The sequence below is a fragment of the Parapedobacter sp. genome, from assembly GCF_035556095.1.
In the GTDB taxonomy this organism is placed as follows: Bacteria; Bacteroidota; Bacteroidia; order Sphingobacteriales; family Sphingobacteriaceae; genus Parapedobacter.
This window is the reverse complement of record NZ_DATMFT010000028.1, coordinates 1-12,263: the sequence shown is the minus strand read 5'-3', so window position 1 is coordinate 12,263 and position 12,263 is coordinate 1. Positions and strand designations below refer to the sequence as shown.

Sequence of the window (12,263 nt, the reverse complement as noted above, 5' to 3'; positions counted from 1 at the left end):
AAGGCATTCATGCTGCCTTCGGCGGTTTTAATGGTGATGAAGCTATCATGATTTTTCATTTGTGTTTGACTTCAACGGCATTCAAGATGGCTGAAGCCGTTTAGTCATTCCGCTGTGTGATTTTGAAAATCATGATGGTTTCATATACGCTGTTTATCATTTAATCTTCGATATCAGTTAAACATACCCCGTTCGTAATCTAAAAACGGATCTCTACTTCAACCGCCTTATTCGAATGTTCCTGAAAGACGCCTGATCTCCGTGATCCTGAAGGAGGATATGTCCGAATTCGGCCTCACCGTAACCGGCTTGGTATTCATTGAATTTCGTCCGACCAACCCGTTGGCGGAATATATCAGACCCCCTCTCGTAACGAAGTATACGCTGCCCATTGAGCCAATGTTCCACAGTTGTGCCGTTTGCCACGATCTTTGCGTGATTCCACTCGCCTGCTTTATGCAAAATCTTATTTTCGGGTGCAAATAACAGGTAAAGCGACCCTGTACTGGTTTCGGGACTTTTGTTGTCGATAACTGATTCGTGCTTGAAATCATCGATCAGTTGATATTCCGGGCCATTCAGTACCGTTTCACCTTTTGCATTTTCCAACGGCGCTACGAAATACTTGATTCCGGTATTGGCTGAATCGCTCAGCATAAACTCCAGTTGCAGCTCGAAGTTTGAAAACTGCTCCCGTGTCATGATGTCCTTTCCATTCCGCCCTGGCTGAACGGTGAGCATACCGGCTTCGGCCAGCCACCCTTCGTCTGGAAAACGGTCGCCACCGACGCTTCGCCACCTCACGTTCGGGTCATTTCCCACAAATAAAGACTCCCAACCCTCGCTCGGATCCACCGCTGTAGGTGATGGCGCCGGTGGGACGGATGAAATGTGTTCATTTGTAACCGGAGTGTGCTGTAAGGCAAGCATTCCTTGGGCAAAACGTCGACCGAACTCCGAAGCCGACGGGCTGTCGAAATGGGTGCCGTCGCCCAGATGCCACAATCCTTCCGAGGACACGACCGCGGTGTGGGGTACCGAATCGGGGAGCTTCACCAGTTCCCGATTGATCAGTTGGTAACCCTCACGGTATCTCGCCAACTGGCCCGCTACAACTGGCAAATTGGGGTTGCCTACCAGTGTACGAACGCGACCAATCAGTGTTTCCAGCTTTTCCAGATATACACTTGCCGACGTTGGATTGCTGTCTCCTTCACCTTGATGCCAGATGATTCCCTTAATCACGCCGGTTTCCATCGCTTTGTGTATCCTCACCGCGGCATCATCATACGGATGGGTATGTGTCTTTTGATCATAAGCACCGGGCGCCCACTTGGCAATCGGCGTACCTCCCACGGCACAGGGAACTAATCCGATGATGACATCGGGATCAGCGTCGGCCATGGCCATTCCAAACGTCAGCCCCGGCCCGACACCGGCCATTTTGGGCTTATCGAAATGAAGTGGGTGTTTGGCGGGGACCCATTCTCCAGCTTGATCGAGCGCGATGACCCTCGGATGGCCATATGTCGCGTAGTAATCAGTCACCTTACCCCGGCCCGCCATATTCGACTGCCCCATTAAAACGTAGATATGCACTTTTTCCCGGGGTTGTTGCTGGGCAAATACACCAATCGCAAAACATCCAAAAACTAGGTGAAAAAAGCTTGCGGTAAATAACTTTTTCATGTAGTTGTGATTCTTTATTACGTTTTGATTCATATCGCTGTAGGCGCCCACCGTTACCCTGGGGGTGTTTTTTAGCTATTGTCCTTTAGAAAAAAGTCTATCCATTATATTTTCGATTGCGCGAATACTAACCCATTTGTTTTAATTTCACGGTTTTTCCCCCTTGTCGTTTGCTTTCGTCGGCAGCAGCCATAAAGGCAAAGATTTCCAATGTCTCTAGGGAATCCACAGGTGATACACCCGTTTCGAAAAATTCAATGATTTTATAAAGAAGCGACGTGTATCCCTCATGTTTCGAAATAGCTACGTGGCCCTTTTCACCATGAGCGATTCCACCATAGCCCTGGTGGCCGGTACGTATACCGCGAAATGTCCCGATACGCCCATCATGCCAAGTACCCACTACAATGTCAGTACCCTCGTTGTGCGTGCGTGATACGCTAACACAACCCGTACCCATGACGGCATATAGCATCTCTACGCCGTGGATACCATACCAAAACAAATCCGGATGCGTTGGCTCGATGACGGCAGGACTAAATGTATCGGCGCCGGTGACTTTCCCAACCAATTCACCTGAACGGATAGCGGCTGTGTTATCTGTATACCGCAGCGACGACGACGAGAACACCGGTACACCATGCTGTGCGGCAGCGGCAAAAATTGCCTGTGCATCGGCAAGAGACGCTGCGATTGGCTTGTCGACAAACAGTCGTTTGCCCGCTTTAATCACGGGCAGCGCCTGCTCCAGATGCAGCCTCCCATCATTGGTTTCCAACAGCACGACATCCACCTGTGCCAGTAACACATCAATCGAATCCACAATCGCTACGCCATACTCTTTTACATCATCTATATAGCCAGGTATGCGTTTTGCACTACTTTCGATGGTACGACTGCCGTAAGGGTAGGCTGCCACAACTTTATACCCCTTTAGTTTCGTATCGGGATCGGCCGCGTTCAGTGCTTTCGTAAATGCTACGCTGTGAGATGTATCTAGCCCAATGATTCCGACCCGCTTACCCGTTGCCCCCGGCGTTGGGTTGCTACGGCCGAATACGTCCAAACCGGCTATCGTCAAACCGACGCCCGATAAGGCAGCGGCCTTTATAAATCCTCTTCTGTTTGATTTCATGGTGTTATTTGTTTAGAATGTTCGTTAAGCTTCTTGTTATTCATTATCCTCGTAGCAATGGCTTCGCTATGTGCTTATTTTACGCGTTTGCTATCCTTTTGGATCCGTACAATACCGAAAAAACTTCCGTCACATACTAACGTGTACGTACACGTAATAATCTAAAACAATAAACTGTTCAATATTTTTTTCCTTTCGCACTTGGTTTTACTATTGCTTATAATTGTCTTTACGGTAACGTACCCGCTAAGTACGCGATTATATTTTTCACTTCCAAATTATTTGATAAAAATATTCTGGGCGATCATTTAGCGATTACATGCAGTTCAATTTTTATAGAATTCTACGTTTTCGCTCGTGATGATATCGATGGGCATATATTGCTCTTTGGTTACCGGGCCGCCAACAATCACATGCTGAAACAGTGTGGTAATCCCCGCATACCCCTGTTCTTCTGGTTTCTGGCCAATCAGGAAATCGATTGTACCGTCTTTTAAGTAACCCACATTCTCAGCTATCAGGTCATACCCCACGAGGATATGGTGTGCAGCCGATTGTTTACGAAGGTATTTAGCTACACTCCGTACCCGTGAATTGGTTACGAAAAATGCGGCTATGTCAGGGTGTTGCTTTAAACAATCCCTTAGCGCTTCACCAACCGCCCTATCTGTGGTATTGGTGATGTCTATTTTCTCAATTTGGATACGGGCACTTTCCGTATTCGTTGCGTTTGTATAGGCGCGAAAACCCTCTTCCTTCCGCAGCAGGTGATGGTAGGCATCGATCTCTTTAGAGATATTGACAACGAGTACCTTTCCGTGCTTCAACCCGAACCGCACCAGTTGCCCGGCCAAATAGCCACTCCTGAAAAGATGCGGGCCGATATAGGCAAGTCCTTTTGCATCGGGTATGTCTGAGTTGATAAATACACAGGGCAGCTTCCTCGACTCACACACTGCGGTAAACTTGCGTGCCTCATCAACGAAAGACGGAGCAAGTACCACGCCGTGGAACGCACCATCTAAAATCGCTTTTGCCTGCTTTTCAAACGACTGCTTGTCATTGAGGTCGAAGAGAAACAGTTCCAATTGGATACCATACTGTTTGATTTCGTTATATGCCCGTTCCACACCTTTACGCGGAGCTGCCCAATAATCGGTCTCCTTTGCGTTGGGAATAAGGACGGCAAATCGATTGGTCTTTTTCGAAGCCAATCTACTCGCTAGGATGTTTGGTTGGAAACCGATTTCTTTGATGATCTCGTTGATTTTCTGTCGGGTCGTCTCAGACACCCCCTTCCGGTTATGAATCACGCGATCCACCGTCGCTATGGAAACATTCGCTCTTCTCGCAATTTCCTTTACGCCGGAAAGCTGCCGTGCCGTACTTTCTTTCTTCATTAGAATGGCTGTTGATTTATCGCTTGTTCTACCATGGCATCAATGAATGTTTCGCAATTCATTTGCTAGCAATAGCGAAGCGGCTTGAACAATCTATTGTTTCCATACGTAAATGGACCACCTTTAGCATACTGCTGCCCCACTGAAAAACCGGTCAAATGTAACCGATTTATCCCACTTTTTAAACGACCACGCATCCATCGTCGAATAACGGTAGCTAACCTTCCGCAGATTAGATTCCGTGCTGCTTTAATATCTTTAAAACAGCTGGTCGTATTTTTTGTAACATCCGGTCGAAACCAAGATCATTGGGATGTGTACCGTCGGTTGTCCCCTCATGGTCATCGCCCAGTAAACCATCTGCCGTGATGAGGTGGAGGTCGTCAACATCCTGTTGCAGCTGGTCAATTTCATGTTTGAAATTGGCATTTTGCGCATCGACCCGTTCAGCTATCGAACGGTCGAAATTGCCACCTTCCCGGACAATACTTTGCACCGCAATAATAGGTACATTGGGATGCTTAGCGCGGATGGTCTTTACTAGGTTGGCTGTGCGCTCTGTCACTTGGGCTGGCGAGGAATTGGGTACGCAGTCCAAGATGAACGCATCCATGTTCATGTGGGCAATCATATCTGCCACTTCCGGTTCCATCTTTGCATTACCACTCACTCCTAAATTCAAGAAGTGATATCCTGTCTCCCGAGAGAGCCTGGCCGGGTAAGCCAAGCCTGGGCGACTGGCCGACGCACCATGTACGATGCTTGAACCGTAAATAAGGATGTTCTTCTTAAACGGATTGGCCTTAGCTGAGATATCGGCATCTGCTTCCACGCCGATTTGCAAAGAAATGGTTTCGTCATACAACGGGAGGTACATCAAACATTCTTTATCGCCAGCCTCCATGTTTGCCACCAGTGTATACTCGTTGCACTCGTTTGTTGTCGGGCGCGCTACCCCAGCATATTGCCATTGCCCATCCCGTTTAATATACAGGTCAAGCCCCTCAAAGGCAATGGCTGTCATGTTATTTCCTGGTTTCCGTGCACTCGTACACCATCTCGCAGCGATTTTAGTACTATTTGTACGGAAACTGACGGCCAATCCTGCCGAATGGGTTAGCAAGCGTTTTACCGTGGCTGGTATTTCGGGAAAGCCTGCCGTATCCACACGATGGAAGAATGGTCCGTCAGGCAATGGTTTGCCTATGAGCGTGAGCTGGCGGGCATCCGTATAATGCAACGTGTCAACTGTCTCCGAAAAAGAGCTTGTCACTGCGCCAATAAGCACCCAGCATGCCAACAAATATCTAATCGCTCTGATCATATCGTGATTTTTTAGCCTTGTAATTGAAGCTAAAAATAGGAAAATTATCTAAATGACATGCCTGAGAACGTATATGCTAATTAGCTAAAAATCCTTCCAATTCTTCAGGCAATATCTTTCCAAGGCTCTTTGCTTTCTCCAGATACAACCGGGTATTGGGTTCATCCATCAGTCCGGCATAGGAAACAGCGAGCATAAAATTTAGCTCTCCGAGGCTTGCAGGAGTAAGTTTTCCATAAATACGCTGTCTTTCACCTTTTTTTACTGCTTCGATAGCCATCTCTTCGTCTATAAGGGTCTGTTCGAATAACATCCTGCTTTTCTCGAACGCAAAATTGGCATTCAAGAACTTGGCGTAAGCCAACCTTACCTTGAACAAATCATTGATATTAAATATGCGATGGCTTTCTTTCCGTAAGGATTTTTCTCCCTCGGCATTAAAGATGTTGATTGCCTGATTGAAATTTAAATCCGCGGAATCTTTCGCTCCTTTCAGCGCGGCAATGAATGCCAGTTCGACAAAGCTCCTGAAGTGCAACGAATCTTTTTCCTTTATAATCGTCTCAAACGTTTTTGTGGCACTATCCAATTCCCCGTATTTCTTTTCTGCCAGGCCTTTTAGAAACCAGGTCTCTGTATTGGCGGAGTCTCTTTCCATCAATCTATGCCAGTATTTCCAGGTCCCATCTTCGTCATTCTCATCCATGGATAGCAACACCAGATGCCGGTATGCAATCACATTATTCGAATCGATCGTCAACGTCTCAAAAAGTTTGTGCTTCGCTTGATCAAAATCTCCCGACTGTGCTAAGCGGCCGGCTTCCATAGCCATTACATTTGCTCTACCGCTCAATTTCCGCCGTTCATATTGTTTATGTTCCCTGCTAACCTGCTCCGGATTGTTCAAAAATGAAAATTTGCCCAGATACAGATCAGGCTCTTTTCTTGCAGGAATCCGGCCCTCTTGAATAGGATGTGTAAATTCATTATCCGGTTTAAACTGTATGATTCCCCACGTGTTATTGACTTCTTCGAGGGCCTTTTTTCGTTTATCCAACGGATAGTAGTACCGGAGGCTTACGTATCCAAGATCAAACTTAACGAGGTGCACAACCAAAGAGCCATAGTTACCAATTGTATCCTTAAATTTGAATGTTGATTTCGTATCGTAGATAAAAACCGTATCTGCATTGATCAGTTCCCTGGGAACACCTTTTACATCTTCCAAAAGCTCAAAATTCTGGTTATATCCGATCATATTTTTGCCCACCATATTTTGATTAACCTTTTGCCGGTACGTTTCTATCGAACTGGTATCGTTATTATATTGGTAATAAGAACTTAATCTGATCCACGACCTCGAAAAACTAACAAAAACATCACCCTTCCTTAGCTCAATAGGATCACCGAAAACCAAATAGGGATTAAAAAGACGGCGCTTTTCATTCATTTCAGCAACTTCCTCTTTCGAAAGCATTACCAAGCTACTCAACGAATCCGGCAGTTTCGGGTTCATGACGGTATCATACCCTGCGGGTCTAAACACCATCGCGTTTACCTCTTCCAGATTTCTAAAAGGCGCTCCGTCCATTTTCCCGAGCTTCTTGGCATTAATTATTTCTTGTGCATTTATCCCCTGGGAGAATAAAACAAGAATGATCGTAGATAACCAGGTGTTAACGTTCATAATTTTAGGATTTTTGGTATTTGTTGTTTCAGAATTTCATTAAAATTAGTCAAAACATTTTAACTATAAATAAAGGACAGATGCAATTGTCCCTGATATTCCACAACAAAAAGAAAAATAATCCAAACATCCATGAATTCACTAATGCCTCAACACCGTTTGATCATCGAACATTTCATTGACAGCGCTGGGCCAGCTATAAATGGCACGAAATTAAATGCGACTCCATTTTAGGCACAAAAACGCTAGCCGAGACGCTGCAGAAATTCTTCCAAATCCAAGTCTTTATCCAATCCGAACTTCTGTTTCAACCGGTATTTAAACATTCGTACACTTTGGGGTGCCACGTGAAGCACTTGTGCGATTTGTTTGGTTGTCATTTTAAGGTAAAGGTATGCGCAATACTTCAAATCGAGTGTTGTCAGCTTTTGCTGGGCTTTTTCTGAAAGGCGACTAAAGAAATTGGGGTGCAGCTCTTGTATCTGCATTTTGATATCCTCAAAATCGGTACGCACCAGCATTTCTTCTTTCAATAACTTTTGAATATTCCCTGTGTCTCCTTTCCGGATTTTATCCTGGATCTGCTTCAGCATATCGTTCTTATGTTCGATAATCAGCGAATTGGTCAACGTTTCTTTTTCCAATTGCTGGCGTTTTAAATCCAACAGTTCCTGTTCGGCTTTCAGTCGTGCTTGTTCCTCCGCTCCCAATCGGATCTGCAAAATCATCTGGCGTTCGGCCTCCGCTTTCTCCTGTTGCAGCTTCTGTTCGCGCTCGATGGAATACCGTAATCTAAAATTGTAGGATATAAACATAAAAACAACTCCAAACAGCAATGCAATGGCAATTCCCCCGTACAAGTAATTTTGGCGTTTCTGAAATTCGGAACGAGCATCCAGCAGTTTCAGTTGCTGATCTTTCTTTTCCGTTTCATATTGGATTTCCAGTTTTTGGGCGTTTAGCAACTGTTGCTCGTCAAATGATTTGCGCAACAATTCCTCCGCCCGCTGCTGGTAGGCTAAAGCCGATCTGAGATTATTTTTTTTCTGTGCAATCTCCGATAGGTCTTTATTGACCAAGTATTCGAGCCTGAAATGATTTCCGGAGTCACCCATGAGTTGGCTGAGTCCTTGTTGTAGATATTGCTCAGCAAGAGCGAGATCGCCGTCCTTCTTGGCAAAGCCACTCCTGATGCCAAATACATTGATCCACTTTTCGGTACTGGCTTCCTTGTTACGTAGCTTCTCCTCAGCAAATTCCAGGTACTTAAATGCATGTTGCTTACGTGCCGCAACATTTTCGGAAGAAAAATCCAAATAATAATTAGCCAAGTTAACAAAGGTAATGACAGCCGTATTACCGCTTACTTTTTTGGGATGCGCCTGGTAAATAGCTAACGCATTGTTCAAGTAATGGAAACTACTATCTAACGCCTCCTTTTGGCGACTTTTCCTGTACCTGGTCAAATACATGCTGGAAATCCCATTGCTGACATTGGCACGTAGATTCTGATTACCCGCCTTGATTGCGTATGCTTCACAGGTTCGGATGTACTTTTCCATCTTCTCCTCATCGTTCCATTTACTGTACACGCTATAAAGAAGGTAATTAAGGTGATATGCCGTAATTGGATCTTCATCACCTTGATTCAGGTATCGTAGGCCGGTAAGTGCATCCTCCACCACCGCATCCGGTAGATTAAGGATATTGTTGAGGAAAGCCTTCGCGCGATAAGCAACAGCCTTTGAGGTATTTTGGTTCGATTTCTCGGCATTTTCCAAGCTAAGGTCAAGCAACCGCTTTCCGTTTAACAGGCTATCCATCGAGGTGTACAACCCGCTTTGATAGGCATACAGATACGACAGGTCATCAGGCGAGACAGTTACGCGTATCGCTTCTTCCAATATATTCAGCGCTTCCTGAGACTTATTTTGTAGCTGCAGTTGTTCAAACTTTTCAAGTGCCACTGCGGTAGAATCCGAAATGCGCTGCGCGTGCACAACCAAACATGGCGAAAGGAAAAATAACGATAGGACGATGTAGAATAATTTCATGATACCATTTGGCTTTCTCTATCCAATTTCGCACCAAATATCGAAGATATGCAAAAAGGGCAATTGTCTATCCTTATTGTACCAAAGGAAATTCCGACACGCGCAACGTGGTGCAACCGTACGGAATCAGCGTAATCTCGATATTTATCGGCACGACCATGCTTTCTCCTGGAACACCAAGCCTGCCTTGGATGGATACGCAGCCACTCGGCTTACACCTCCTTTACACTTCGCCCACCGTTTTGATGGCTATCCCCATACTTTTCGTTTACCCCTTATATACCATTTGTTTACTCCTTTGGTAAAGAAGTAAGCGAAGACTAAGGCTTTGGTAAGCAACTGGTAAGGAAAAGGTAAGCGCGAGGTAAACAACGACTTGAGTCGGGAGTGTAAAACAAACTGAGTCGGGGCTTGAACAGCAGCCACCGATATCTAGTCGTATCCGAAAGCATAAGACAAGGAAAGCCCGTGGTTATTTCCCAATACCGGTTTGAGCCCAACGCTGTAGTAGTATACAATCCGTAATTGCTCAAGCGGATAAAACCCCGTCAAAAAGTTCATGGACGAGCTGCTGCGGTATCCCGCCCCTACTTCAAACTTTCCGCTAATGTGCGCTGACAGGTTCATATCGATTTGCATAGGCGCTCCTTGCTCATATTTCAACAATATGCTCGGTGTAACCATGTTTTCTTGGTAGAGATCGGTGAAAAAACGATAACCAAAATAACCATATACCGGAGTCGAAATATCCAAGTCATTCCGGGATGCCAAACGGTCGCCAAGCAAATTAGGAATAGATAGCCCCATATAGAAACCGACACGGTTGTACAAGATACCGGCGCCGATTATGGGAATGGTTTCTGAGAGATTATTGGCAAATTCGGGGTCGCCCGCCACACCGAGATCCAATAGATTCTCGTGGAGCCGTTGCACCCCCGCCGTCATACCAAAAGAGAATACATTTTGATCGTAAACCGCCCAATACGGGCGGTTCGGTGTATGGTCAAAATAAATCTTATACGAATAAGCCAAAACAGCCGTTGTAGCAGCCGTCACACCGATGCGGTCATCAATAATCGCGGCCCCCAGTCCCATTTTATCTTTAGCAAGAGGGGTGTGGAAACTCATCGACGAACTACGTGGCGTGCCCTCAATATTGCGCGTATACCGATTATGGTTCATGCTGATGACCGATCCTTTTGCCATTCCGGCATAAGCGGAATTGATGACAAACGGGTCGTAATTGTACGATGCGAATAGCGGGGTCTGTTGACCAAAGACAAGCTTTGGAACGCCAAAAAACCAAAAAGCCGTTACCGCGATAATGATAGAATTGTTTCTGATTCCCATATTAACGTTTAATGACTAACATCCCCTCTACTTTTTTCGTTTCTTGGCTGTCTCGGTATTGAATGGCAAAAAAGTAAGTGCCTGAAGGCAACATACCTCCACCCAACCGATTCAATTTATTGGCATTACCATTGAATACCCGGGATTGGTTATCGTAATTTTTGAGCTGAAATACCAGGTCACCCCAGCGATTGTATATAGATACCATGTTGTCTGGATAGTGTTCGACACCATCGATTTCCCAAAAATCATTGATACCGTCGCCATTTGGGGATATACCGTATTTCGTTCTTTTGATGTTGTGCTCCGACTCGGGAAGTGTGTCGGGTATAATCACAAAACGGAGCGTTGCGCATCCGGCAGCTTCGCCTGCGGCATTGAACGGGATGACCGACAGGAAGTAAGGCGTATTTTCCACGAAATCTACTATAGGGGTAAACGTTGTTCCTGTTACCAACACATTGTTCACTACATCTGTACCGCCGGGCGTCGTACCAATGGAAACACGATAACCATCCGCTCCATCCACGGTAACCCAAGCGATTCCATCGCCTAGCGTACTACTGCGCTCACCATCTTGTGGGCGGATAATAGTGGTACATTCGGGAACGGGCGGTACTGTCTCCAATTCCTCCGTAGTGAAACTAACCGCTACGCAACCCGTCGCTTCGGCTACGGCATTGAACGGAATCACAGTGACATAATACGTGGTATTTTCATCCCAACCGCTCGCTAAGCTGAATGTTGTGCCGGTCACTTCCACTCCGTCCACTACATCTGTGTCGCCGAAGGAGGTTCCGATAAAAACACGGTAACCATCCGCGCCGGCAGCGGCATCCCACGTGATGTCAGCATCCACCGGCACATCCGTGGCATTATTGGCAGGCATTATGTTTGTCGCGCAGCCGGGGGCCGATGCGATATTGATCTGTACAATAACTCGATCCGACTTACAGCCATCTATCGTCTGCGACACATAATACGTCCCATTGTTGACGACCGTTTGTGGGTCAAACGGCGTGCTTCCACTTGGCTCCATGTACCACCGTAAATTTTGTCCGATGACATTTAGATCTGCAAAAGTACTTCCGGCTACAAAGGTCTGATCGGGAACATCGGGCACGGGTGTGACACTGATCATCACTTGTACAGCGGTCCGATCGCTCTCACAAGTACCCGAAACACGGGATGCATAATATGTTCCGCTGGATAGTGCCGTCGTGGGCGACAATGCTGTACCTCCGGTAACTTGATTGTACCAGCGAAGTCCTGTCCCTACATCTTCCAAGTCTGCGACAGTCAAGCTGCCACAGCCGGTAATGTCGCTGTTGAACTGCGGTGCGACAGGAGATTCAACGGCTACGGTTACCGTACGGCGATCGCTTTTCAGACCTCCAACCGTTTGGGTAGCATAGTATGTTCCCGTGGACAGTGCGGTTGTGGCAGACAGTGGTGAACCTCCGGTGGCCTGACCGTACCAGCGGATATCCGTTCCTACGGCGATCAAATCTGCCACAGTAGCCGGAGGGCAAAATTGCTGATCATCCGCTTGCGGGGGTTCCGGACGTGCAACTGTCGTAAAACTGATTTCCGGGCATCCTGTCGCCTCACCCGCAGCATTGAA

General features: G+C 46.4%; 8 protein-coding genes. All 8 read right to left on the bottom strand.

Annotation, left to right across the window (positions count from 1 at the left end; translation table 11 throughout):
- Positions 1–213: 213 nt before the first annotated feature.
- Entirely contained in the window at positions 214–1,689 is a 1,476-nt protein-coding gene (locus tag VNQ80_RS17735) for a sialate O-acetylesterase (RefSeq protein ID WP_325641154.1), read from the bottom strand.
- A 127-nt stretch (positions 1,690–1,816) separates the two neighbouring features.
- Complete coding sequence (locus VNQ80_RS17730; protein WP_325641152.1) at positions 1,817–2,824, bottom strand: Gfo/Idh/MocA family protein; 1,008 nt, start codon at positions 2,822–2,824, stop codon at positions 1,817–1,819.
- A 326-nt stretch (positions 2,825–3,150) separates the two neighbouring features.
- Positions 3,151–4,224: a substrate-binding domain-containing protein gene (locus tag VNQ80_RS17725; protein ID WP_325641150.1), complete on the bottom strand. Its 1,074-nt coding sequence runs from the start codon at positions 4,222–4,224 to the stop codon at positions 3,151–3,153.
- A 232-nt stretch (positions 4,225–4,456) separates the two neighbouring features.
- Complete coding sequence (locus VNQ80_RS17720) at positions 4,457–5,548, bottom strand: SGNH/GDSL hydrolase family protein (protein ID WP_325641148.1); 1,092 nt, start codon at positions 5,546–5,548, stop codon at positions 4,457–4,459.
- A 76-nt stretch (positions 5,549–5,624) separates the two neighbouring features.
- Entirely contained in the window at positions 5,625–7,235 is a 1,611-nt protein-coding gene (locus tag VNQ80_RS17715; protein WP_325641146.1) for a hypothetical protein, read from the bottom strand.
- A 245-nt stretch (positions 7,236–7,480) separates the two neighbouring features.
- Positions 7,481–9,289, bottom strand: coding sequence for a hypothetical protein (locus VNQ80_RS17710; RefSeq protein WP_325641144.1), 1,809 nt, complete (start codon positions 9,287–9,289; stop codon positions 7,481–7,483).
- Between the two features lie 432 nt (positions 9,290–9,721).
- The gene (locus tag VNQ80_RS17705; RefSeq protein WP_325641142.1) at positions 9,722–10,639 is read right to left on the bottom strand and encodes a PorP/SprF family type IX secretion system membrane protein; all 918 of its coding nucleotides are present in this window, start codon (positions 10,637–10,639) and stop codon (positions 9,722–9,724) included.
- Between the two features lies 1 nt (position 10,640).
- Positions 10,641–12,263: gliding motility-associated C-terminal domain-containing protein (locus VNQ80_RS17700; protein ID WP_325641140.1), on the bottom strand; the 1,623-nt coding region annotated here is incomplete at its 5' end.

What these genes read in the sequence shown, in the direction of transcription:
- VNQ80_RS17735 (WP_325641154.1), bottom strand. Translation starts at nt 1,689, where the DNA reads ATGAAAAAGTTATTTACCGCAAGCTTTTTTCACCTAGTTTTTGGATGT.
- VNQ80_RS17730 (WP_325641152.1), bottom strand. Translation starts at nt 2,824, where the DNA reads ATGAAATCAAACAGAAGAGGATTTATAAAGGCCGCTGCCTTATCGGGC.
- VNQ80_RS17725 (WP_325641150.1), bottom strand. Translation starts at nt 4,224, where the DNA reads ATGAAGAAAGAAAGTACGGCACGGCAGCTTTCCGGCGTAAAGGAAATT.
- VNQ80_RS17720 (WP_325641148.1), bottom strand. Translation starts at nt 5,548, where the DNA reads ATGATCAGAGCGATTAGATATTTGTTGGCATGCTGGGTGCTTATTGGC.
- VNQ80_RS17715 (WP_325641146.1), bottom strand. Translation starts at nt 7,235, where the DNA reads ATGAACGTTAACACCTGGTTATCTACGATCATTCTTGTTTTATTCTCC.
- VNQ80_RS17710 (WP_325641144.1), bottom strand. Translation starts at nt 9,289, where the DNA reads ATGAAATTATTCTACATCGTCCTATCGTTATTTTTCCTTTCGCCATGT.
- VNQ80_RS17705 (WP_325641142.1), bottom strand. Translation starts at nt 10,639, where the DNA reads ATGGGAATCAGAAACAATTCTATCATTATCGCGGTAACGGCTTTTTGG.